The following is a 20,848-nucleotide window of genomic DNA, read 5'->3' on the forward strand; positions in this document are numbered from 1 at the left end:
TCGGCGGGTGGCGGTGGGGCGGGCTTTTTCTTGAAAAAACTGAACATCGGCGGGTTCTTAGAATCGCAGCCATTCTATGAAACGCGCACTTACCCTTCTGGGCCTGTTGGCCTGCGTGCATGCCGGGGCGCAATCCCCCGCCGCCACGACCGTCCCTGCCCCCACGTCCGCGGAGGGCTCCCAGCCCGGCGCACAGGCGCCCAGCGTGCGCCAGTACACGCTGCGCAACGGCATGCAGCTGTTCGTGCAGCCCGACCGGCGCGCCCCCACGGCGGTGCACATGGTCTGGGTGCGCGTGGGCTCGATGGACGAGGTGGACGGCACCTCCGGCGTGGCCCACGCGCTGGAGCACATGATGTTCAAGGGCACGAAGACCGTGCCGCCCGGCCAGTTCTCGCGCCGGGTCGCCGCGCTGGGCGGGCAGGAGAACGCCTTCACCAACCGCGACTACACGGGCTACTACCAGCAGATCCCCGCCAGGCGGCTCGCGGAGGTCATGCGCCTCGAATCGGATCGGTTCGCCCACAACCAGTGGCCGGACGCGGAGTTCAAGAAAGAGATCGAGGTCATCAAGGAAGAGCGCCGCATGCGCACCGACGACCAGCCCCGCGCGGCGCTGATCGAGCAATTGAATGCCGCGGTCTTCACGTCCTCGCCGTACCGCCGCCCGGTGGTCGGCTGGATGAGCGATCTCGATGCGATGACGCCCGACGACGTGCGCGCCTTCCATCGCCAGTGGTATGTGCCCGCCAATGCCGCCGTGGTGGTGGCCGGCGATGTGGACCCGGATGCCGTCCGTGCGCTCGCCGAGCAGACCTATGGTCGCATCCCCGTGCGGGCCGTGCCCACCCGCAAGCCGCGCACCGAGCCCGCGCAGCGCGGCCTGCGCCGCATCGATTTCAAGGCACCGGCCGAGCAGGCTTTCGTGGCGCTGGCCTTCCGCGTGCCCAGCGTGGAGCGGCTGGAGGGCCTGGCCGATTCCGACCGCGATGCGCTGGCGCTCATGGTGCTTTCGGGTGTGCTGAGCGGCTACGACGGCGCGCGCCTGGACCGCGCGCTGAGCCAGGGCGCCGACCGCGTGGCCGACGGCGCGGACAGCGGTGCCTCGGTCATGGGCCGGGGCCCCAGCCTTTTCCTGCTCACGGGCGTGCCGGCCGCCGGCAAGACCGCGCAGGAGGTCGAGGCCGCGCTGCGCGCCGAGGTGGCGCGCGTGGCGCGCGACGGCGTGGGCGATGCCGAACTCTCCCGCGTGAAGACCCAGTGGGCGGCCTCCACCATCTATGCCCGCGATTCGCTGCAGGCGCAGGCGAGCGACCTGGGCAGCAACTGGGTGCAGGGCCTGCCGTCCGACGCCGACGCCCGCCTGCTCGCGCTCTTGCGCGCCGTGACGCCCGCCCAGGTGCAGGCCGTCGCCGCGCGCTACTTCGGCGACGATCAGCTCACGGTGGCGACGCTGCTGCCCCAGCCCGTGGCCCCCGGCACCCGCCGTCCGGCCGCGCCCGCGAATGCCGATGGGCGCATGCACTGATGCGCTGCGCGCTCCTCCGTGGCCTTCGGCGGGCTCGCGCGGCACGGACGGCGGCAAGGGCCCTCGGACGGCTGAGCCCGCCTCCCAATGCGCGTGCCAGCGGCGCGATGGATCACCGAGGCGGCTGTCCGCAGCCGCCGGAAAGAAGAACTTCCGATGATGACTTTTGCTATTAAAAAAGTAGCTGCTCGTGCAGTGTTTGCGGCGGCATGCGGCCTGCTGGCCACGCAATCTGCCTGGGCGCTGCTGCCCATCCAGCACTGGACGGAGGCCAATGGCGCCCGCGTCTGGCTGGTCGAGAGCCCGGGCATCCCGATGGTGGATGTGCAGGTCGATTTCGACGCCGGCACCCGGCGCGACCCCGCGCCGCAGGCCGGCCTGGCGGCCGCCGCGGCGGCTATGGCGTCCAAGGGCGTGCGCGGCGGCGAAGGCGGCGAGCCCGCGATGGACGAGAACGCCCTGGGCGAGGCATGGGCCGACCTGGGTGCCAGCCTGTCGGCCTCGGCCGAGCGCGATGGCCTGAGCTATTCGCTCAGGTCGCTCACCGACGCCGGCCTGCTGGACCGCGCCGCGCGGCTGGCCGCGCGGCAGATCGCCCAGCCCGCCTTCCCGCAGGACGTCTGGCAGCGCGAGCGCGCACGCTGGAGCGCATCGCTGAAGGAGGCCGAGACCCGTCCCGGCACGGTGGCCGGCAAGGCGTTCGCGCAGGCCGTCTTCGGCAGCCATCCCTACGGGCAGCGCACCACGCCCGAGACGCTCGCGCGCATCGAGGTGGCGGACCTGCAGGCCTTCCACACGCGCTACCTGCAGGCCTGCCGGGCCCGCGTGAGCATCGTGGGCGCCGTCACGCGCGCGCAGGCCCAGACCCTGGCGCAGACGCTGCTCGCGCGCCTGCCCGCATCGGATGCCACCGGCTGCGCGCCGCTGCCCGCCGTGCCGCGCGTACAGGCGCTGGACAAGCCGGTGGAAGAGAAGATTCCGTTTGCTTCGGCGCAGGCGCACGTGCTGATCGGCCAGCCGAGCTTTCCCCGCAAGGACCCGGACTTCCTCGCGCTGCTGGTGGGCAACCACATCCTGGGCGGCGGCGGGTTCACGTCGCGGCTGACCGAGGAGGTGCGCGAAAAGCGGGGCCTGAGCTACAGCGTCTACAGCCAGTTCTCCCCGGGGCTGGATGCGGGGCCCTTCGCCATCGGCCTGCAGACCCGTCCGGACCAGGCGGAGCAGGCCGTGAAGGTCTCGCGCGAGGTGCTGGCCCGCTTCGTCGCCGAGGGCCCGACTGCCGCCGAGCTGCGCGCGGCCAAGGACAACCTCATCGGCGGCTTCGCGCTGCGCATCGACAGCAACCGCAAGCTGCTGGGCAACGTGGTCAACATCGCCTGGAACGACCTGCCGCTGGATTACCTGGAGCACTGGACCGACCGCGTGGAGGCCCTCACCGCGGCCGACATCCGCGCCGCGCTGGCGCGCAAGCTGCAGCCGGACCGCATGGTGACCGTGGTGGTCGGCGGGAGCGCGCCATGAGCCGCGCCCCTGCACGGCCCGGTGCATCCGCACCCCGCCCGGCGGCCAGGAACGCGGGCTCTGCGCGTGCCGCTGCCGGCCCCGCTGCCGCGCCGGAGCCCGCGCACCGCGGCGCGGGCGAAGTGCGGATCATCGGCGGCCAATGGAAGCGCACGCGCCTGCCGGTGCTGCAGCGGCCGGGGCTGCGGCCCACGCCGGACCGCGTGCGCGAAACCCTGTTCAACTGGCTGGGCCAGGACCTCGCCGGCTGGCATTGCGTCGATGCGTTCGCCGGCACCGGCGTGCTGGGCCTGGAGGCCGCGTCGCGCGGCGCGGCCGAGGTACTGCTCGTCGAGGGCGATGCCGGGCTGGCCGAGCAGTTGCGCAAGTCGTGCGACAAGCTGGGCGCCAAGACCGTGCGCGTGCAGCGCGGCGATGGCCTGGCCGCGCTGCGCCAGCGGGCCCCGCGCTCCACGCATTTGGTGCTGCTCGATCCGCCGTTCGAGGGCGGGCTGTTCGAAGCCGCGCTCGCCGCCGCCGTCCCCAGCCTGGCCGACGACGGGTGGGTCTACCTCGAAGCGCCGCAGGCCTGGGACGATGCCGCGCTCGCGCCCTTCGGGTTGGCCGTGCACCGGCACCTGCGGGCGGGCGCCGTGCATGCCCACTTGCTGCGCAAGGTATAGATTGCTATAAATTAGATAGCAAACTATTCAATGGAATCGGAGGCATGGGGTCGATTCCATCGGATCCCGCGAGTCCGGGCCGGGAGCGACAGGGGCGGGCGGGGCACGCTGCAATAATCCGCCCCACGGCCGTCGCGCGGGGAGCGCGCGGCCCCCGCATCAGCCCACGCACAGGAGCACCGTCCGCCATGGCCCAGAACGTCCTCGCCATCTATCCCGGCACCTTCGATCCCATCACGCTGGGCCATGAGGACGTCGTGCGCCGTGCCACGCAACTGTTCGGCCGCGTGACCGTGGCCGTGGCCGCGGGCCACCACAAGAAGACCCTGTTCAGCCTGGAGGAGCGCATCGAGATGGTGCGCGAGGCCGTGCAGGCCTATCCACAGGTCGAGGTGGAAAGCTTCTCGGGGCTGCTGCGCGACTTCGTGGTGGCGCGCGGCGGCAAGGCCATGGTGCGCGGCCTGCGCGCGGTGACCGATTTCGACTACGAATTCCAGCTCGCCGGAATGAACCGCAGCCTCATGCCCGAGGTCGAGACCGTCTTCCTCACGCCCAGCGACCGGTACCAGTTCATCAGCAGCACTTTCGTGCGCGAGATCGCCGTGCTGGGCGGCGAGGTGGACAAGTTCGTCTCCGTGCCCGTGTGCGAACGGCTCGCCAGCAAGGTGCGGGCGATGCTGCCCGCCTCGTCCTGAGGCGCCTGCCGCCTGGCGGAAGGCAAGAGCCGCCGCGCTGCCATCGGCCGGCGCCGCGGCTGGCGGGGAGATGCGCCGATCGACCGTGCGAAGCCGGGTGCTGCGTATTCGGCCCCGGTCACTCCGCGCGCTGGCTGGCGTGCAGGCTCAGGCGGACTGCACGAGGTCGTGCACGAACCGCAGCTTGGCCAGTGCCCCGGTGGAGAGCGCGAAGGGGTAGGCATCCTGCTGGCCCAGGCTGCGGTTCAGGCTGTTGAGCAGCAGGGTCAGCGGCACCCATTCCCGGACCATGGTGTCGAAATCGGGTTCCGACGTCGCGAAGGGGTTGCCCACGCGGTAGCTGTCGCTGGTGTCGCCGTGGGGGATCTGCAGGCCCGTGTGGTAGCTGGACGCGGTTTCCAGCAGATCGACCATGTGCAGATAGTGCGCCCAGGTTTCGGCCCAGTCCTCCCAGGGATGCGCCGTGGCGTAGGCGCTCACGTGGTTCTCGCGCCATGCGCCCAGGTGCGGGCTGCTCGCGTAGTAGGCCTGCAGCGCTGCGCCGTAGTCCTGCCGCTCATCGCCGAAGACCGCGCGGAACTGCTCGACCCGGTCGGAGCCCTGCAGCAGGTGGTCCCAGTAGAAATGCCCCGATTCATGGCGCAGGTGGCCCAGCAGGGTGCGGTAGGGCTCGTGCAGGGCGAGCCTCAGCCGGGCCCGCTCGTCGTCATCGGCCTCGGCCACGTTCAGCGTGATGGTGCCGCCCGAGTGGCCCGTCATGACGCGATGGCCCGGTTGGTCGGCCAGGAACTCGAACACCGGGCTCGCGCCATCGGGCGCGGGCTGCAGGCCCAGGCGGGCCAGCGTGTAGTAGAGCTGCCGCTTGGCATGCTCGATCTGCTTCCAGCGCCGCAGATTCGCGGGTTCCGAGAGGTCGGGAAGAATGCGTGTCTGCCGGCAGGACGGGCACAGCCGCTGCGGCGAGTCGGCAGGCACTGCGAAATTGCAGGTGCCATGCGCGATGCGGTTGTGGCAGAGGCGGTAGAGCGGTGGCGCACTGCCTTTGCGGCGCGAAGGCACGCGCTCCCACAGATCCCCGTCCGAGTGCAGTCCGGACACGGCCGGCACCAGGGCCGCCATCACGAGCTGGTCAGCGAGGAAGGCGAGCTTCGCACCGCAGTGCAGGCACTGGACGCTGTCGAAGAAAACGAGGTGACCGCACTGGTCGCAATTGAAAACCTGCATGGCGCAGAGCTTAGCCCTTGGGGAGAGAGGATCGCCAAAGAAAACAGGCTCCGATGGAGCCTGTCTGGAAAGGTGCAGGCAGGGCCCGGAAGCCCGCCTGCCGATGTGCCTCAGGGGCGCACGACGATGCTATTGCGCACGTCGCGCACGTGCTTCGTGTTGCGGGCGATCGATTCAGCGCGGTCCTTCTCGGTCTGCGACTTGGCGAAGCCCGAGAGCTGCACCGTGCCGTTCAGCGTTTCCACGCTGATCGACGTGGCCGACACGGACTTGTCTTCCGCCATCTTGGCCTTCACGGCCGTGGTGATGCCGGCGTCGTCCACGTAGGAGCCGACGGTCTGCTGGTCGCGTGCCACCGAGCATCCGGTGGTGACGATGGTGGCGCCAGCGAGGGCTGCGAAAGCGAGGGCACGAGCGTACTTCATGGTTATTTCCTTGGTTTGGTTGAGAGAACACGGGTGCGGGGACATCCTTCAGTCCATCGGTCTGTTGCACCCTCCGTGACCGATGCACTGTCTACCAGGGCCGGCTGCGCGTCAGCGGTGCAGCCAATCCTTGAGTTCATCGGCATGCTCTTCCTCGTCGGCGAGGATGCCCTCGAGCATGCGGCGCGTGGTCGGGTCCTTGTCGCCGATCAGCGAGATCATCTGGCGATAGGCTTCGACAGCGATGCGTTCGGCAACGAGGTTGGCACGCACCATCGCCTTCAGGTCCGATGACTCGTCGTACTGGGCGTGGCTGCGCTCTTCCAGCGTGCGTGGGCGGAAGTCGGGCTCGCCGCCCAGTTGAACGATGCGCTGCGCGATCAGGTCTGCGTGCGCCGCTTCCTCGTTCGCATGCACGAGGAATTCGGCAGCGATCGCGGGAGACTCCAGGCCGTCTGCCGTGAAGTAGTGGCGCTTGTAGCGCAGCACGCACACCAACTCGGTGGCCAGCGCGTCGTTCAGCAGCTTCACGATCGCGTCGCGGTGCGGGCCGTATGCCGGGGTTACAGCGCCGTCGTCGAGGTCTTGCGTCGCGGCGTATTGCAGCGCTTTCTCGTCCAGCGCGAGGGTGTCGTTCGCAGTTGCCGGTGCCTGGGATGTCGGGGTAGTCATGGAGCGCCCGTGTATGTTGTTGTTGGGGTGTTTCAAAAGGGCCGGTGGGCGGACCGCAGGGCGGAAGTCCTCATGGGATTCCGGCCTCCTGCTGGTGTCGGCTTCAGGCCTCTGTCCATCTGTTGCGGGGGTGGCCCTCGGGTTCAGTAGTCGCGGCGGCTCGGACGGCGGGCCAGCATGCACAGCGTTGCCACGAAGGCACCGGCCGCAGCGGCCAGGGCGAGCGACTTGCCGGGTTGCTCCGTCACGTAGCGTGCGGTGGCGTCGGCGGCCTGGTTCAGCTGGCGGCGTGCGCGCTCGCTGGTATCGGCGCAGTAGGCGATGCCGCGGGACGCGAGGTCCTGCGCACGGGCAGCCAGGTCGTCGATCAGCGGATCCACGTCACCCTGCAGTTCACGCACCTTGCGTTCGGCCTTGTCGAGCGTCTTGTTCGCAGCATTGCGCGTGGACTGCACGGCATCCTTGGCGGAGTCCAGCATGTCGTCAGCCACGTCGTGTGCGGTGTCGGCGGCCTTGTTGGCGAGGTTTTGGGGTTCCATGGTCTGTTCCTTCGTTGTGGAGTGGTCTGTGGCGGGCTTCGGTTCGTCAGCCGCGCTTGAGCAGGCTCAATACGAAGGTGACGACGGCCATGATCACGAACACGAAGAACAGGATCTTGGCGATGCCGACGGCGCCTGCCGCGATCCCACCAAAGCCGAAGAGTGCGGCGATCAGGGCGATCACCAGAAAAACCACTGCGTAATGCAACATATCCATCTCCTCTTGGACCGGCGGACCGGTGGGTGGTTGGTCGATGGCGCTGTCGTGTTGGCGCCTGGGGTCCACTGTAGGTTTGGCCGATGGTGGGGGCTGCCGGTCCCTGGCGCGCTGCGCTGTAGGACGCAGCCGACCGCCGGACCGCACTTGCGCAGCGCGGCCCGGACTGGTCGGAATCGGAGGAGAAAGCGTGGCGCCGCGGAGCGCGGGACGTGCTGCCCGCGGGCGTCGCCAGGGCTCAGTGCATCACGGGTAGAACGGCGGACACGAGCGTGCCTTCGCCGGCTTCGGAGGTCACGGTCAGCCGCCCTCCGGCTGCCTCCACGCGGTGGCGCATGCCCATCAGGCCGTGGGCCGAAGCATGGACTTTGCTGGTGTCGAAACCGGCGCCGTTGTCGCGGATCTGCACCGCGACATGGGTGGGGTAGTTGTGCACGGCCACCAGCACCTTGGTGGCGTTGGCGTACTTGCCGATGTTGGTGAGCGATTCCTGCACCATGCGATAGATGGTGAGCTGTGCGGATTCGGGCAGCTCCACCGATTCGAGGTTCAGGTCCACCTCGATGCTGCTGCGCTGTTCGAACTCGCGCGCCAGGATCTCCAGCGACGCCGTCAGCCCCAGGTTGAAGAGCGACGAGGGCCGCAGGTCTTCGATGATGCGCCGCTTGAGCGCGATGCCGCTGTTGAGGGTCTCGGTCAGGTGCTTGAGCCGCTCTGCGATCTCGGGTGACTGCGCATCCACCTTCGATTTCAGCCGTGCGACATCCAGCTTGGCCGCCGTGAGCAGCGCGCCCAGTTCATCGTGCAGCTCCCGTGCCAGGTGGCCACGCTCGTCTTCACGCACCTGCTGCAGGTGGTTCGCCAATTCGGTCAATGACGCCGTGCGCTCGCGCACGACGATCTCCAACCGGTCACGCTCGCGCTGGAGGGCGTCCTGCTCGCGCTGCTGCGCGGTCTGCAATGCACTGGCCTGCCGCAGGTACATGTAGAACGCGAGCAGCCCGATCACGACCACCGTGGCGATGCCGATGCGCGAGAGCGTGAGCGAGTGGAGGATTTCGTCGGTGTGGTGCGTGGATTGGTCCACGCTGCGCTGCACGAGCCGGCCCGAGAGCGTGCGGATGGCATCCATGTTCTCCTTGCCCACATCGGTGGACAGGACGAACTTCCATGCGTCGTCGTTGTTCTGCCGGCGCAGGCGCAGGCTCAGGTCCAGCTCGGACATCTTCCGGGAGATCTGCCGGGACAGCTGGGTGAAATCTTCCTGGTCTTCGGGCGAAGAGACGTATATGCCGCGCAGCTCTTCCAGGTTGGTATCGATGGTGGCTGCAGCCTTCTGGTAGGGCTGCAGGTAGCGCTCGTCGCCGGTCAGCAGATAGCCCCGCAGGCCGGTTTCGGCATCGAGCATGTTCTGCATCATGCGGTTGAGCGCCGCACGCGTGGTGTAGGTGCTCGACAGTGCGTGCACCGCATCGTTGGAGCGTGCATAGCCCGCTTCGTTGATGCCAACCAGCGCAGAGGCTGCCAGCAGCGCCAACGGCAGGCTGACGGCCATCTTGCGAAAATTGGACCAGCGCATATGTATGTTTCTCCGAAAGACAAGCGGGTGAATTCTGGATAATGTCACCAGCCAGCCGCAACAGCGGAAGGCACGCTCCCGCAACGGTGGATGGGCCACCTGAACAACGATGGGCAGCCATGCTGCTCTTGAAAGAACTCTCAATGATCAAGATCGGCATTGTGGATGACCATGCGATTGTCCGCTCGGGATTGCGACAATTTCTGTCAGAACATGTAGACCTTCGCGTCGTCGGCGAAGCGTCCAACGGCCGCGAAGCCATCGACCTCGTACGCACCCACGAGATCGACGTCCTGCTCATGGACTTGTCCATGCCGGGGCAGAGCGGACTCGATGCGCTCGCCATGCTCCGCGCCAAGGCCCCGGACATGGGCATCCTCATCCTGAGCGGCTATCCCGAGGAGCACTACGCCATCAACCTCATCCGCCAAGGCGCGAGCGGCTATCTCAACAAGGAGTGCGATCCGAAAGAGATCGTCGAAGCCATTCGCACCATCTCGCTGGGGCGCCGCTACCTCACCCCTGCGGTCGCGGACCTGCTGGCACAGCAGCTCAACCGCAAGGACGATGCGCCCCCGCACGAGCAATTGTCCGAGCGTGAGTTCCAGGTCTTCCTGAAGCTTGCCAAGGGCGAAACTGCCGGCGACATCGCGAAGTCGCTTTCGCTCAGCGTGAAGACGGTGAGTACCTACCGCACGCGGCTCATGGAGAAGATGGCGCTGTCGTCCAACAGCGACCTCACGTACTACGCGCTGAAGAACAAGCTGATCGATTGATCCTGCAGCGTTGGTGCATGCGGGGTGGTTGGCCCTGCATGCATGTTCGGCAGGCACTCAAGCAAAAGGCCCCGGATGGTTTTGCCATCCGGGGCCTTTTGTCTGATGCACGGTTCAATGGTCGTGAGTGCGGGGATCTGGAAGTGGCGGCGCTGCCGCGCATTCAGGCGCGTATTAGCCAGGCCGACGACGCAGCGCCCGGCGTGCCGTGCATCCGAAGTTTCTGGTGAAAGAGAGGATGAGGAAAACGATTGCGCTTCAAGCGTTGCCGGCAGTGTTGCGCAGTGCCCCATGCTCCACGCAGTATTCGACCAGCGCATCGATTTCATTGGATTTGTCGAACACGGCATCCACACCCAGCTGAGCGCAGCGCATGCGGACATCGGGCGTCGCATAGTTGCTGAGGACCACCATCTTTTGGCGTGCCGTCCGGTCCCTGCAGGCGGCGAGGATGCCCAGGCCACTGCCCTGCCGGAGGAAGAGATCGACGATGGCCAGATCCCACTGCTCCGGATGGCTGGCAAGCCATTCCTTGCCCTCGTCCTCGGTTTCAGCGACGCCCACGGCTTCGACCTCCGCCAACTCCTCCAGCGTGCCGATCAGGTTCTCCCGGATCGTGGCGTTGTCTTCAACGATATAAGTGCGCAGTTTCACTGTGGGGTCTGGTCCGGATCAGGGGCCAGATGGGAGGGGTTGATCACGGCTCTACTTTATAGGGAGAGAGCCGGCATTCTGCCAGCAGCAGGGTGTTACCCCGGTAGGATTTCTCCTACCGCACCAAGCGCGCCATCGGCATGCCCGCTCATTGGCCGCACACCTGGCAGGCAGGATCGCGCCGCGCGCGCATGGACGTCCACTCCATCCGCAAGCCATCGAGCATGAGCAGGCGCCCGGCCAGAGTCGTCCCGGCTCCCGTCAGCAGCTTCAGCGCCTCGGCAGCCTGCATCGCGCCGATGATGCCGACCATCGGGGAGAAAACTCCCATGGAAGAGCACTGGACTTCCTCGAAAGCGGCGTCGGGCGGAAAAAGGCAGGCATAACATGGGGCATCGGGCACGCGTGGATCGATGACCGTGATCTGCCCATCGAAACGGATCGCGGCCCCCGCCACCAGCGGCACGCTGTGCCGCACGCAGGCAGCGTTCACTGCTTGCCGTGTAGCGTAGTTGTCGGTGCAGTCCAGAACGACATTGGCCTGCGGGACATGGGTGTCCAGCCACTCTGCATCGGCGCGCGACGGCACGGAGTCCACGCGCGCGCCAGGATTGAGGGCCGACAGCGCCTGCGCGGCCGAGGCCACCTTGGCCTGCCCGATCCGCTCCGTGGTGTGCGCGATCTGGCGTTGCAGGTTGGTGAGGTCCACGGTGTCTGCATCGACCAGGGTCAGATGCCCGACGCCTGCCGATGCCAGGAACAGCGCGGCAGGCGAGCCCAGGCCGCCAGCGCCGATCACGATGGCGTGCGCGGCCAGCAGGCGTTCCTGCCCTTCGATGCCGATCTCGTCGAGCAGGATGTGGCGGGAATAGCGCAGGAGCTGGTCATCGTTCATGGAATAGGGGGGCCTTCGAGAGGGCTGGGCGGTATGTGGTGAGAGGGTAACCCTCGTCCGCCCCTCGAAAAAGCAAAGCCGGGCTCCCTTCGGAGACCCGGCCTGTGCGGAGCAGCGCGATGTGGCTCGGCCGATCAGTTGTCCTTCTTCTCTTCCTTGCGCTCGGTCTGCGTCTTGCTGACGACCACGGTCTGGCCCTTCAGCTGGTTCAGTGCCTGGATCAGCTGGAAGTCCTTCTCGGATCCGAACTCGGGCATCTTGCGTTCGGATCCCGGCTTCTTGGCTTCCTCTTCAAGGCGCTTGCGAGCCTCCTCGCGGGCCTTTTCCCGGACTTCGTCCTTCTTCTCTTCCCCCTGGCCGCTGGTCAGGTGCTTTTCGAGGTCGGCCTCGCGCATGCGCAAGGCTGCGTAGAGGTCTCCCTCGGGGCTCTCGTCCACCATCACGTCGGGCACGATGCCCTTGGCCTGGATCGATTTGCCCGTGGGCGTGTAGTAGCGGGCCGTGGTGAGCTTGATGCCGGTGTCCGGGCCCAGGGGGCGCACGGTCTGCACGGACCCCTTGCCGAAGGTCTGGCTGCCCATCACCGTGGCACGCTTGTGGTCCTGCAGCGCGCCGGCCACGATTTCGCTGGCCGACGCAGAGCCTTCGTTCACCAGCACGACCAGCGGCACATTCTTGAGCGCGGGAGGCAGGCGCTTGAGCGGGTCGCCGCTGCCACGCCGCTGATAGAACTCGGGCGACGCCTTGTAGACCGCCTTGCTTTCCGCCAACTGGCCGTTGGTGGACACGACGGTGACGTTCTCGGGCAAGAAGGCCGCGGAGATGGCCACGGCAGCGTCCAGCAGGCCGCCCGGATCGTTGCGGAGGTCCAGCACCATGCCCTTCAGCTGCGGATCCTGGCGATAGACTTCCTCGACCTTGCGCACGAAGTCGTCGACGGTGCGTTCCTGGAACTGCGAGAGCCGGATCCATGCGTAGCCGGGCTCGATCACCTTGCCCTTCACCGACTGGGTCTTGATCTCTTCGCGCGTGATCGTGACCGGAAAGGTGCGGCTTTCGTCCTTGCGGAAGATCGTCAGCGTGACCTGGGTACTGGGCTCCCCGCGCATCTTCTTCACGGCCTCGCTGAGGGCCAGGCCCTTGACGGCCGTGTCGTCGATCTTGGTGATGAGGTCGTTGGTCTTGAGGCCTGCACGGAAGGCGGGAGAGCCTTCGATGGGTGAGACGACCTTGATCAAGCCGTCTTCCTGGGTGATCTCGATGCCGACGCCCACGAAGCGCCCCGTGGTCCCTTCGCGGAATTCCTTGAACGACTTCTTGTCGAAATACTGGGAGTGCGGATCGAGGCTCGCCACCATGCCGGAGATGGCATCGGTGATGAGCTTCTTGTCGTCCACCGGCTCGACATAGTCGGTCTTGACGAGGCCGAAGACGGCGGAGAGCTGCTGGATTTCCTCGAGAGGAAGCGGAGCCAAGGCTCCGCGAGCGACGGTTTGCAGAGAAACCGTGGTCAGGGCGCCGGCAATGACGCCGACCGACACCCATCCTGCGATTTTGAGTTTGTGGCCCATTCAAATACCTTTGCCGGTTCAAGGTCCAATATACACCCCGTTGGAAAGCGCAGGTGCGGCGCAGTTCCGCACCCGTCGGGGCTTTTACGGGCTTTTTGCCGGCTTCTTCCGGCTTTTGCCCCGGAACGGGGGGAAGTTCAGGCCTTTCCTTGCGACGCCACGGCGGCGGCGGCTTTCGCGGCGGCCTCGGCATCGCCCAGGTAGTAGTGGCGCAGCGGCTTCAGGCTGGCATCCAGCTCATAGACCAGGGGGATGCCGTTGGGGATGTTGAGGCCCACGATGTCGCCATCGGAGATGCCATCCAGGTATTTGACCAGCGCGCGGATCGAATTGCCGTGCGCCGCGATCACCACGCGCTGGCCGGATCGCACGGCCGGGGCGATGCGCTCGTTCCAGTAGGGCAGCACGCGGGCGACCGTGTCCTTCAGGCATTCGGTGAGGGGGATCTGCTCGGCCGGCAGTCCGGCATAGCGGATATCGCCGCGCTCACTGCGCGGATCGGCGGCTTCCAGGGCCGGCGGCGGAGTGTCGTAGCTGCGCCGCCAGACCAGCACCTGCTCGTCGCCGTACTGCTTGGCCATGTCGGCCTTGTTGAGCCCCTGCAGGGCGCCGTAGTGGCGTTCGTTGAGGCGCCAGCTGTGCTCGACCGGCAGCCAGGTCCGGTCCATCTCGTCGAGCACGTGCCAGAGGGTGCGCGTAGCGCGCTTGAGCACGCTGGTGAACGCCACGTCGAACTCGTAGCCCTCGGCCTTGAGCAGCCGGCCGGCTGCTTTCGCCTGTTCGATCCCGGTGGGGGTCAGGTCCACGTCGGTCCAGCCGGTGAAGCGGTTTTCAAGGTTCCAGGTGGATTCGCCGTGGCGGATCAGGACGAGTTTGTGCATGTTGGCTCGGTAGAAGCTGTAGAAACGGGCGGGGCAAAACGCCGCATTCTAAAATTGCGGGGTTTGCTTTCCCCAAGGACTTCCGTGAATTTCTTCATCGACAACTGGTATCTCGTCCTCGCCGCACTGGCCTCGGGCACCGCGCTGCTGCTGCCCGTCTTCCGCGATGCGACGGGCGGGTCGCTGACCGCCGCGCGCGCGGTGCAACTGATCAACCGCGAAAAGGCCGTGGTGATCGATGTCTCCGAGCCCGACGAGTTCGCCGCGGGGCACGTGGGTGGCGCAAAGAACGTCCCGCTGGGCCAGCTCGAGGAGCGCCTGCCCCAGGTGGTCAAGAACAAGGCGATTCCGCTCGTGCTCGTCTGCGCCAAGGGCAACCGCGCCCAGCGCGGCGTGGCGGTGGCCAGGAAGCTCGGCTATGACAACGCGCAGGCGCTCGCCGGCGGCCTGAAGGGCTGGAAGGACGCGAGCATGCCGGTTGAAAAGGCCTGAAGCGGCTTCACCTGCCACGCATATCCCACGAAACCGCACAGGAGGCCGCCCCATGCAACCCGTCAAGATGTACACGACCGCCGTCTGCCCGTACTGCATCCGTGCCAAGCAAATCCTCAAGGCCAAGGGCGTCGAACAGATCGAAGAGGTCCGCGTCGACCTCGATCCCACGGCCCGCTCGCACATGATGGAGATCACCGGCCGCCGCACGGTGCCGCAGATCTTCATCGGCGATACCCACGTGGGTGGCCATGACGAACTGGTGGCGCTCGACGGCCGCGGCGGGCTCATGCCGCTGCTGGGCGCCTGAGACCGCTTCCGGGGCGCTGCATAATGCGGCCCCAAGTGCCCGCTGCGGGACCGCGACGTCCCCTGGCGGGCTTTGTTTTATTTGCCGAAATTCCGTTTTCGAACCGAAAGACCGACGACCATGTCTGAAGAAAATCCCGTGTTCCAGATCCAGCGCGTGTATCTGAAGGACCTGTCCCTGGAGCAACCCAACTCCCCGCAGATCCTCCTGGAGCAGGAACAACCCAACGTGGACATCCAGCTGGGCGTGGAAGCCGCTCCGGTCGCGGACGGCATCTTCGAAGTGGCCGTCACGGCCACCGTGCAGACCAAGATCAAGGACAAGACGGTGTTCCTGGTCGAGGCCAAGCAGGCCGGCATCTTCGAGATCCGCAACATTCCCGAAGACCAGATGGGCCCGATCATGGGCATCGCCTGCCCGCAGATCGTGTACCCCTACCTGCGCGGCAACGTGGCCGACCTGATCACGCGCGCCGGCTTCCCGCCCGTGCACCTGGCCGAAATCAATTTCCAGGCCATGTACGAGCAGCAGCAGGCGCAGATCGCCTCCGCTGCCCCGACGCCGGGCGTCACGCAGTAATCCCCAGGCTTTGCCGATCGCGCCGCCCCGCGGCGCTGCCGGAGCAGGGCCGGTCGACGTCCCCCGGGCCCTGGCTCCGCAAGCGCAGACATCCATGAAGATCATCGTGTTGGGTGCGGGGGCCTGGGGCACCGCCATGGCGCTCAGCGCCGCTGCCCACCCTGCCGGGCATGGCGTGACCCTCTGGGCGCGCGACGGGCAGCAAGCGGCCGCCATGCGTGCGGCCCGCGAGAACCCCCGCTATCTCCCCGGCATTCCCTTTCCGGAAACCGTCGCCCTGGCCAGTGGCGACGGCATCGCCACGCTCGCGTCGGCGGCCGATCTGGCGATCATCGCCACCCCCATGTCCGGGCTGCGCAGCATGCTGGAGCACCTGCGCGATGCCTCCGTGCCCGTGGCCTGGCTTTGCAAAGGGTTCGAGGCGGTGCCTGCCGGCGCTGCGTGTCCCGGGGATGCGCCGTACGGCCTGATGGCCCATGAGGTCTGTGCCCGCGCGGCGCCGCGGCTGCGCGCGGGCGCGCTCAGCGGCCCGAGCTTCGCGCAGGAGGCGGCCCAGGGCCGGCCCACGGCCCTCGTGGCGGCCAGCGCGGACGCGGGCGTGCGCGAACTGCTGGTGGAGGCCTTCCATGGGCCCACGCTGCGCATCTATGCCAACGAAGACATCGTGGGCGTGGAAGTCGGCGGCGCCGTCAAGAATGTGCTGGCCATCGCCACGGGGCTGTGCGACGGCCTCGACCTCGGGCTGAATGCCCGTGCCGCGCTGATCACCCGCGGTCTTGCCGAGATGACCCGACTGGGCCTCGCATTGGGCGCGCGGCCCGATACGTTCATGGGCCTTTCCGGTCTGGGCGATCTGGTGCTCACGTCCACCGGGGATCTGTCCCGCAACCGCCGCGTGGGCCTGGCGCTGGCGCAGGGCCTGACGCTGGAGCAGGCCGTCCAATCGCTGGGCCACGTGGCCGAAGGGGTCTACAGCGCCCGCACGGTGGTGCAGCGCGCCCGGCACGTGGGCGTGGACATGCCGATCGCCGAAGAGGTGGTGTCGTTGCTGGACGGGCACACCACCCCGCGCGAGGCGGTGGCGCGGCTCATGGGCCGCGGCCCCGCGGCAGAAACGCTGCTGCCCGGCTGAAAAGCAGAAAAGGCCCGCGCGATGCGGGCCTTTTCTTTCCGGAGTGTCCTTGCCATCGCAACGGTACTTTGGCCCGCTGCGCAAGACCCGGGTGCTTACAGCACGCCGAAGAGCATGAGCAGCAGAACGAGGGACAGTGGGACGCCGAGGAGCCAAAGGATGATGGGCATGGTCTTTCTCCTGAAAGGTGGGTTGTCGATGCCTCCACGTTAAGACCGCGTCCCTGCGCGGATTGTGCGCGTGCGGCACCTGCCCGCGTAGGCGACGGCCGCACCGGATCGCCGGACGCAGGGGCGCTGCCGGCGCGACCCGGTCCACTGTCGGGCGTGCGAGGGCCGCCAGGCCTCAGGCGGGAACGGCCGGGCGCTGTCGCGCAGGCAGTGCGGGCCGCACGGAGGGCGGCGGCAGCGGTGTCGGCAGGGCCCTTGGGGCCGTTGTCAGAACTCGAGGTTGTCGATGAGCCGCGTGGAGCCGATACGCGCTGCGCCGAGGGCCACGAGCGTGCCTGCCGGATGGCCGTTGCCGTCGCTCGCTGCAGCAGCAGGCTGCAGGTCGGCGCGGCGGCGCACCACGAGGTAGTCGGGCGCCCAGCCCCCGCGTCGCAGCGTGTCGGCGGCCGCGGCTTCCAGCGCGGGCCAGTCGCCCACGGGGTGCGAGAGGGCCGCATCCGCCAGCCTGCGCAGCGCCTGCGAGAGCCCGGCGGCCTGTGCCCGCTCGGCGGGGCCGAGGTAGCCGTTGCGTGAACTCAGCGCGAGGCCGTCCTCCGCGCGGCAGGTGTCGCCGGCCACCACGTCCACGGGCAGCGCGAACTGCTCGGCCATGCGCCGGATCACCATCCACTGCTGGTAGTCCTTCTTGCCGAACACGGCCGTGCCGCCGCCCGTGGTGCCGAACACGGCGGCGAAGAGCTTCATCACCACGGTGCACACGCCGGTGAAGAAGCCGGGGCGGAACTGGCCTTCCAGCAGGTCGGCCAGGCGGGGGTCGGGCTGCACCTTGAAGGTCTGCGGTTCCGGGTACAGGTCGGCCTCGCGCGGGGCGAAGAGGATGTCGCAGCCCGCCGATTCCAGTTGGGCGCGATCGGCGTCCCAGGTCCGGGGGTAGCTGTCGAAATCTTCGTGGGGCAGGAACTGCAGGCGGTTCACGAAGATGCTGGCGACCGTCACATCGCCAAACGGCACGGCCTGCCGCACGAGCGAGAGATGGCCGGCGTGGAGGTTGCCCATGGTGGGCACGAAGGCCGGGCGGCCGCGGCCGGCTAAGGCGGTGCGCAGCTCCGCGATGGAATGGGCGATGTGCATGGAAGAGAAGGAAGAAGGCGGGGGATTCGTGGTCGGAAGGCCGGATGGGCCGGCATCACCAGGCATGCACGGCATCGTCGGGGAAGCGCCCGGCCTTGACCGCCGCCACATAGGCTTCGATGGCGCCGCGCACGTTGCCGGCTTCGGCCATGAAGTCGTGCACGAAGCGCGGCATGCGGCCAAGGTTCATGCCCAGCATGTCGTGCAGGACCAGCACCTGGCCCGCGGTGCCGCTGCCCGCGCCGATGCCGATGGTGTGGCAGCGGGGCAGGGCCTCGGTGAGCTCGCGCGCCAGACCGGCGGGCACCATTTCCAGCACCAGCATGGAGGCGCCGGCATCCTGCAGTTCGCGCGCCTGCTGGCGCAGCAGGCGCGCGGCGTCCTCGTCCTTGCCCTGCACGCGGTAGCCGCCGAGCGCATGCACGGTCTGCGGTGTGAAGCCGAGGTGGGCGCACACCGGAATGCCGCGCTCCACGAGGAACTGCACGGTGGGCGCGGTCCAGCCGCCGCCTTCGAGCTTCACCATGTGCGCGCCGGCCTGCATCAGCACGCAGGCGCTGCGCAGGGCCTGCTCGCGGCTTTCGGCGTAGCTGCCGTACGGCAGGTCGGCCACCAGCCAGGCGGTGCCCTGCACGCGGTTCAGGCCGCGCGCCACGCTGGCCGTGTGGTAGGCCATCGTGTCGAGCGACACGCCCACGGTGCTGGGCAGGCCCTGGCAGACCATGCCGAGCGAATCACCCACCAGGATGCATTCCACGCCCGCCGCATCGGCCACGGCCGCGAAGGTGGCGTCGTAGGCGGTGAGCATGGCGATCTTCTCGCCAGCCTCGCGCATCTGCGCGAGCCGCGGCAGGCTGACGGGGCGGCGCTGGGGCAGGGGCGATGCGGGCGGCAGCGTGCCGTAGGGGGTGCCGGGGGCGGCAGCGGATGCGGCGTGGGCGGTGGTCATTGGGCGTGTGGTGCGGAAGGCGTCCCGAAAAAGTGCCGGGAGTCTATGCGATGCCGCTATGCTTGCCGCCCATGCAAAAAAGCGACCTTTCCCGAGACCTCTTCGCCGACCCCGGATACGTGAACCGCCTGGCGCAGGCCGATGTGGCCCGTGCGCTGCAGGAAGATGTGGGCGAGGGCGATCTGACGGCCGGCCTGGTCGATGCCGGGCGCCGCGTCCGGGCCCGGGTGCTCGCGCGCGAATCCGCCGTGATCTGCGGCGGGCCGTGGGCGGAGGCCGCCATCCGCGCGCTGGACCCCGGCGCGCGCATCGAATGGCAGGTAGGCGAGGGCCAGCGCTGCGCGGCCGACGAGGTGGTGCTGGTGGTGGAGGGCAGCGCCCGCGCGCTGCTGAGCGCCGAGCGCACGGCCCTCAACTTCCTGCAGCTGCTCTCCGCCGTGGCGACCAAGACGGCCACCTACGTCGAGGCCGTGCGCGGCACCGGCACGCGCATCGTCGATACGCGCAAGACGCTGCCGGGCCTGCGCCTCGCGCAGAAATACGCGGTGCGCGCGGGCGGCGGCACCAACCACCGCATCGGGCTGCACGACGCCGTGCTCATCAAGGAAAACCACATCGCCGCGGCCGGCGGCGTCACCGCCGTGCTGCAGGCCGCGCGCGCCGTGGCCGATCGCGCGGCCTTCGTGCAGATCGAGGTCGAGACGCTGGAGCAGTTGCAGGAGGCGCTCGCCGCCGGCGCGTCCATGCTGCTGCTGGACAACATGCCCCTGCCCATGCTCCAGGACGCCGTGCGCATCGCTGCAGGCCGCGCGGTGCTGGAGATCTCCGGCGGTGTCACCCTGGATGGCCTGCGCGCGCTGGCAGAGACCGGCGTGGACCGCATTTCCATCGGTACGCTCACCAAGGATGTGCGGGCCGTGGACTTTTCCATGCGCATGCAGGACATCGCCTGACGGCGGGACCTGCCGGCCGATGGCCCTGCCACTGCGGGGGGGCTTCGGCAGCGCGACAATCGCGTCCGGACCGGACCGACGCCCCCCCACAACCCACGAGCGGCCCGAGAGCCGCACCCGACCCGATCGCCATGACCGCCACCGCCATCAAGGACGTGGAATACGAGCAGCCCGAGGGCACCACCCCCGGCGCCGCCTGTGCCACCCGCCATGCCTGGGCCCGCGTGCCCGCCGAACCCGCGCCGGCCGAGCGCGCGGCCCTGCTGGACCGCATCCGCCGCCTGCTGCGCGAGAAGAACGCCGTGATGGTGTCGCACTACTACGTGCACCCCGACCTGCAGGACCTGGCCGAGGAGACCGGCGGCATCGTGAGCGATTCGCTGGAGATGGCGCGCTTCGGCCGCGACCATGCCGCGCAGACGCTGGTGGTCTCCGGCGTGCGCTTCATGGGCGAGACGGCCAAGATCCTCTCGCCCGAGAAGACTGTGCTCATGCCCGACCTCGACGCGACCTGCTCGCTGGACCTGGGTTGCCCGGTGGACGCCTTCAGCGCCTTCTGCGACCAGCACCCGGACCGCACCGTCGTGGTCTATGCCAACACCAGCGCGGCCGTGAAGGCGCGCGCCGACTGGCTCGTCACGTCGAGCTGCGCGCTGGAGATCGTCTCCGCGCTCAAGTCGGCGGGGCACAAGATCCTCTGGGCGCCGGACCGGCACCTGGGCGCCTACATCCAGCGCGAGACCGGCGCGGACATGCTGTTCTGGAATGGCGCGTGCATCGTGCACGACGAGTTCAAGGCGTTCGAGCTGGAAGCGCTGATGCGCGACCACCCGCAGGCCAAGGTGCTGGTGCACCCCGAGAGCCCGGCCGAGGTGGTGGCGCTCGCCGACGCGGTGGGCTCCACCAGCGCGATCCTGAAGGCCGCGCGCGAGATGGATGCGCGCGAATTCATCGTGGCCACCGACAACGGCATGCTGCACAAGCTGCGCGCCCTGAACCCCGGCAAGGTGTTCCACGAAGCGCCCACGGCCGGCAACAGCGCCACCTGCAAGAGCTGCGCGCACTGCCCCTGGATGGCGATGAACGGCCTGGCCGATGTGGCGCGGGTGCTGGAGACGGGCGCCAATGCCGTCCATGTGGACCCGGCGCTGATCCCGCGCGCGCGGCAGCCCATCGACCGCATGCTGGCGTTCACCGCTGCGCTCAAGGGCGGTCAGCCCGCGGGCGCGCTGGTGCCGCGCATCGGCGCTGCCTGATATTTGCTACTAAATAAATAGCAAACTATTCAATGAA

General features: G+C 68.1%; 24 protein-coding genes. 12 read left to right on the forward strand and 12 right to left on the reverse strand.

Annotated elements, in window-relative coordinates; translation table 11 throughout:
- The first annotated feature begins 76 nt into the window (after positions 1-76).
- The 4 genes from BM144_RS03865 (at position 77) to coaD (ending at position 4,406) form a co-directional block, all read left to right on the forward strand.
- Complete coding sequence (locus tag BM144_RS03865; protein ID WP_092949970.1) at positions 77-1,528, forward strand: M16 family metallopeptidase; 1,452 nt, start codon at positions 77-79, stop codon at positions 1,526-1,528.
- A 156-nt stretch (positions 1,529-1,684) separates the two neighbouring features.
- A complete protein-coding gene (locus BM144_RS03870) occupies positions 1,685-3,049 on the forward strand; it encodes a M16 family metallopeptidase (RefSeq protein ID WP_175525940.1) in 1,365 nt (454 codons plus the stop codon).
- Entirely contained in the window at positions 3,046-3,711 is a 666-nt protein-coding gene (gene rsmD / locus BM144_RS03875; RefSeq protein WP_092949971.1) for a 16S rRNA (guanine(966)-N(2))-methyltransferase RsmD, read from the forward strand. The genes BM144_RS03870 and rsmD overlap by 4 nt, the downstream gene beginning before the upstream one ends.
- A gap of 188 nt (positions 3,712-3,899) precedes the next feature.
- Positions 3,900-4,406 (forward strand): pantetheine-phosphate adenylyltransferase, encoded by a 507-nt coding sequence (gene coaD / locus BM144_RS03880; RefSeq protein WP_092949972.1) that lies wholly within the window; start codon positions 3,900-3,902, stop codon positions 4,404-4,406.
- A gap of 147 nt (positions 4,407-4,553) precedes the next feature.
- Here the strand turns inward: coaD and BM144_RS03885 are convergent, their stop codons facing one another.
- The 6 genes from BM144_RS03885 to BM144_RS03910 form a co-directional block, all read right to left on the reverse strand.
- Positions 4,554-5,630, reverse strand: a complete 1,077-nt coding sequence (locus tag BM144_RS03885) for a zinc-binding metallopeptidase family protein (RefSeq protein WP_092949973.1) — start codon at positions 5,628-5,630, stop codon at positions 4,554-4,556.
- Between the two features lie 110 nt (positions 5,631-5,740).
- Complete coding sequence (locus tag BM144_RS03890) at positions 5,741-6,055, reverse strand: BON domain-containing protein (RefSeq protein ID WP_092949974.1); 315 nt, start codon at positions 6,053-6,055, stop codon at positions 5,741-5,743.
- Between the two features lie 111 nt (positions 6,056-6,166).
- Complete coding sequence (locus BM144_RS03895) at positions 6,167-6,727, reverse strand: ferritin-like domain-containing protein (protein WP_092949975.1); 561 nt, start codon at positions 6,725-6,727, stop codon at positions 6,167-6,169.
- 143 nt (positions 6,728-6,870) lie between these two features.
- Positions 6,871-7,266, reverse strand: a complete 396-nt coding sequence (locus tag BM144_RS03900) for a hypothetical protein (RefSeq protein WP_092949976.1) — start codon at positions 7,264-7,266, stop codon at positions 6,871-6,873.
- A gap of 46 nt (positions 7,267-7,312) precedes the next feature.
- Positions 7,313-7,477: a DUF1328 domain-containing protein gene (locus BM144_RS03905; RefSeq protein WP_011796896.1), complete on the reverse strand. Its 165-nt coding sequence runs from the start codon at positions 7,475-7,477 to the stop codon at positions 7,313-7,315.
- A gap of 244 nt (positions 7,478-7,721) precedes the next feature.
- The gene (locus tag BM144_RS03910) at positions 7,722-9,062 is read right to left on the reverse strand and encodes a sensor histidine kinase (protein ID WP_092949977.1); all 1,341 of its coding nucleotides are present in this window, start codon (positions 9,060-9,062) and stop codon (positions 7,722-7,724) included.
- A 143-nt stretch (positions 9,063-9,205) separates the two neighbouring features.
- Between BM144_RS03910 and BM144_RS03915 the strand changes: the two genes are divergently transcribed.
- Both BM144_RS03915 and BM144_RS22540 read left to right on the forward strand, forming a co-directional pair.
- Positions 9,206-9,838, forward strand: a complete 633-nt coding sequence (locus BM144_RS03915; protein WP_092949978.1) for a response regulator — start codon at positions 9,206-9,208, stop codon at positions 9,836-9,838.
- On the forward strand, positions 9,835-10,068 hold the full coding sequence (locus BM144_RS22540; RefSeq protein ID WP_139225626.1) for a hypothetical protein: 234 nt from the start codon (positions 9,835-9,837) through the stop codon (positions 10,066-10,068). Before BM144_RS03915 ends, BM144_RS22540 begins: the two co-directional genes overlap by 4 nt.
- 28 nt (positions 10,069-10,096) lie before the next feature.
- Here the strand turns inward: BM144_RS22540 and BM144_RS03920 are convergent, their stop codons facing one another.
- The 4 genes from BM144_RS03920 to gpmA all read right to left on the reverse strand — a co-directional run bounded on the left by BM144_RS03920 (position 10,097) and on the right by gpmA (position 13,839).
- Positions 10,097-10,492 (reverse strand): response regulator, encoded by a 396-nt coding sequence (locus BM144_RS03920; RefSeq protein ID WP_092949979.1) that lies wholly within the window; start codon positions 10,490-10,492, stop codon positions 10,097-10,099.
- Between the two features lie 148 nt (positions 10,493-10,640).
- Positions 10,641-11,387 carry a HesA/MoeB/ThiF family protein gene (locus BM144_RS03925; RefSeq protein ID WP_092949980.1) on the reverse strand — a complete coding sequence of 249 codons (747 nt, stop codon included), beginning with the start codon at positions 11,385-11,387 and terminating at the stop codon, positions 10,641-10,643.
- 134 nt (positions 11,388-11,521) lie between these two features.
- Complete coding sequence (locus BM144_RS03930; RefSeq protein WP_092949981.1) at positions 11,522-12,958, reverse strand: S41 family peptidase; 1,437 nt, start codon at positions 12,956-12,958, stop codon at positions 11,522-11,524.
- Between the two features lie 137 nt (positions 12,959-13,095).
- Positions 13,096-13,839 (reverse strand): 2,3-diphosphoglycerate-dependent phosphoglycerate mutase, encoded by a 744-nt coding sequence (gene gpmA, locus BM144_RS03935; protein ID WP_092949982.1) that lies wholly within the window; start codon positions 13,837-13,839, stop codon positions 13,096-13,098.
- An 84-nt stretch (positions 13,840-13,923) separates the two neighbouring features.
- On the opposite strand from gpmA, the gene BM144_RS03940 reads away from it, so the two are divergent.
- The 4 genes from BM144_RS03940 to BM144_RS03955 all read left to right on the forward strand — a co-directional run bounded on the left by BM144_RS03940 (position 13,924) and on the right by BM144_RS03955 (position 16,352).
- Complete coding sequence (locus tag BM144_RS03940; RefSeq protein WP_092949983.1) at positions 13,924-14,331, forward strand: rhodanese-like domain-containing protein; 408 nt, start codon at positions 13,924-13,926, stop codon at positions 14,329-14,331.
- A gap of 52 nt (positions 14,332-14,383) precedes the next feature.
- Positions 14,384-14,641, forward strand: coding sequence for a glutaredoxin 3 (gene grxC, locus BM144_RS03945; protein WP_092949984.1), 258 nt, complete (start codon positions 14,384-14,386; stop codon positions 14,639-14,641).
- 120 nt (positions 14,642-14,761) lie between these two features.
- Positions 14,762-15,220 (forward strand): protein-export chaperone SecB, encoded by a 459-nt coding sequence (secB, locus tag BM144_RS03950; RefSeq protein WP_092949985.1) that lies wholly within the window; start codon positions 14,762-14,764, stop codon positions 15,218-15,220.
- Between the two features lie 94 nt (positions 15,221-15,314).
- Complete coding sequence (locus BM144_RS03955) at positions 15,315-16,352, forward strand: NAD(P)H-dependent glycerol-3-phosphate dehydrogenase (RefSeq protein WP_092949986.1); 1,038 nt, start codon at positions 15,315-15,317, stop codon at positions 16,350-16,352.
- 437 nt (positions 16,353-16,789) lie between these two features.
- Here BM144_RS03955 and panC read toward each other — a convergent pair whose 3' ends face one another.
- Both panC and panB read right to left on the reverse strand, forming a co-directional pair.
- Positions 16,790-17,653, reverse strand: coding sequence for a pantoate--beta-alanine ligase (gene panC, locus BM144_RS03960; protein ID WP_092949987.1), 864 nt, complete (start codon positions 17,651-17,653; stop codon positions 16,790-16,792).
- 55 nt (positions 17,654-17,708) lie between these two features.
- Positions 17,709-18,602: a 3-methyl-2-oxobutanoate hydroxymethyltransferase gene (gene panB, locus BM144_RS03965; protein WP_092949988.1), complete on the reverse strand. Its 894-nt coding sequence runs from the start codon at positions 18,600-18,602 to the stop codon at positions 17,709-17,711.
- Positions 18,603-18,673: 71 nt separating this feature from the next.
- Between panB and nadC the strand changes: the two genes are divergently transcribed.
- On the forward strand, positions 18,674-19,555 hold the full coding sequence (gene nadC / locus BM144_RS03970) for a carboxylating nicotinate-nucleotide diphosphorylase (RefSeq protein WP_092949989.1): 882 nt from the start codon (positions 18,674-18,676) through the stop codon (positions 19,553-19,555).
- 131 nt (positions 19,556-19,686) lie between these two features.
- Positions 19,687-20,811 (forward strand): quinolinate synthase NadA, encoded by a 1,125-nt coding sequence (nadA, locus tag BM144_RS03975; protein ID WP_092949990.1) that lies wholly within the window; start codon positions 19,687-19,689, stop codon positions 20,809-20,811.
- The last annotated feature ends 37 nt before the right edge of the window (positions 20,812-20,848 follow it).

Origin of the sequence: Paracidovorax konjaci (assembly GCF_900112675.1) — a bacterium.
Taxonomy (GTDB): domain Bacteria; phylum Pseudomonadota; class Gammaproteobacteria; order Burkholderiales; family Burkholderiaceae_C; genus Paracidovorax; species Paracidovorax konjaci.

Excerpts from the sequence above, each read along its gene's own strand:
- BM144_RS03865 (WP_092949970.1), top strand. The coding sequence starts at position 77 with ATGAAACGCGCACTTACCCTTCTGGGCCTGTTGGCCTGCGTGCATGCC.
- BM144_RS03870 (WP_175525940.1), top strand. The coding sequence starts at position 1,685 with ATGATGACTTTTGCTATTAAAAAAGTAGCTGCTCGTGCAGTGTTTGCG.
- rsmD (WP_092949971.1), top strand. The coding sequence starts at position 3,046 with ATGAGCCGCGCCCCTGCACGGCCCGGTGCATCCGCACCCCGCCCGGCG.
- coaD (WP_092949972.1), top strand. The coding sequence starts at position 3,900 with ATGGCCCAGAACGTCCTCGCCATCTATCCCGGCACCTTCGATCCCATC.
- BM144_RS03885 (WP_092949973.1), bottom strand. The coding sequence starts at position 5,630 with ATGCAGGTTTTCAATTGCGACCAGTGCGGTCACCTCGTTTTCTTCGAC.
- BM144_RS03890 (WP_092949974.1), bottom strand. The coding sequence starts at position 6,055 with ATGAAGTACGCTCGTGCCCTCGCTTTCGCAGCCCTCGCTGGCGCCACC.
- BM144_RS03895 (WP_092949975.1), bottom strand. The coding sequence starts at position 6,727 with ATGACTACCCCGACATCCCAGGCACCGGCAACTGCGAACGACACCCTC.
- BM144_RS03900 (WP_092949976.1), bottom strand. The coding sequence starts at position 7,266 with ATGGAACCCCAAAACCTCGCCAACAAGGCCGCCGACACCGCACACGAC.
- BM144_RS03905 (WP_011796896.1), bottom strand. The coding sequence starts at position 7,477 with ATGTTGCATTACGCAGTGGTTTTTCTGGTGATCGCCCTGATCGCCGCA.
- BM144_RS03910 (WP_092949977.1), bottom strand. The coding sequence starts at position 9,062 with ATGCGCTGGTCCAATTTTCGCAAGATGGCCGTCAGCCTGCCGTTGGCG.
- BM144_RS03915 (WP_092949978.1), top strand. The coding sequence starts at position 9,206 with ATGATCAAGATCGGCATTGTGGATGACCATGCGATTGTCCGCTCGGGA.
- BM144_RS03925 (WP_092949980.1), bottom strand. The coding sequence starts at position 11,387 with ATGAACGATGACCAGCTCCTGCGCTATTCCCGCCACATCCTGCTCGAC.
- BM144_RS03930 (WP_092949981.1), bottom strand. The coding sequence starts at position 12,958 with ATGGGCCACAAACTCAAAATCGCAGGATGGGTGTCGGTCGGCGTCATT.
- gpmA (WP_092949982.1), bottom strand. The coding sequence starts at position 13,839 with ATGCACAAACTCGTCCTGATCCGCCACGGCGAATCCACCTGGAACCTT.
- grxC (WP_092949984.1), top strand. The coding sequence starts at position 14,384 with ATGCAACCCGTCAAGATGTACACGACCGCCGTCTGCCCGTACTGCATC.
- secB (WP_092949985.1), top strand. The coding sequence starts at position 14,762 with ATGTCTGAAGAAAATCCCGTGTTCCAGATCCAGCGCGTGTATCTGAAG.
- BM144_RS03955 (WP_092949986.1), top strand. The coding sequence starts at position 15,315 with ATGAAGATCATCGTGTTGGGTGCGGGGGCCTGGGGCACCGCCATGGCG.
- panC (WP_092949987.1), bottom strand. The coding sequence starts at position 17,653 with ATGCACATCGCCCATTCCATCGCGGAGCTGCGCACCGCCTTAGCCGGC.
- panB (WP_092949988.1), bottom strand. The coding sequence starts at position 18,602 with ATGACCACCGCCCACGCCGCATCCGCTGCCGCCCCCGGCACCCCCTAC.
- nadC (WP_092949989.1), top strand. The coding sequence starts at position 18,674 with ATGCAAAAAAGCGACCTTTCCCGAGACCTCTTCGCCGACCCCGGATAC.
- nadA (WP_092949990.1), top strand. The coding sequence starts at position 19,687 with ATGACCGCCACCGCCATCAAGGACGTGGAATACGAGCAGCCCGAGGGC.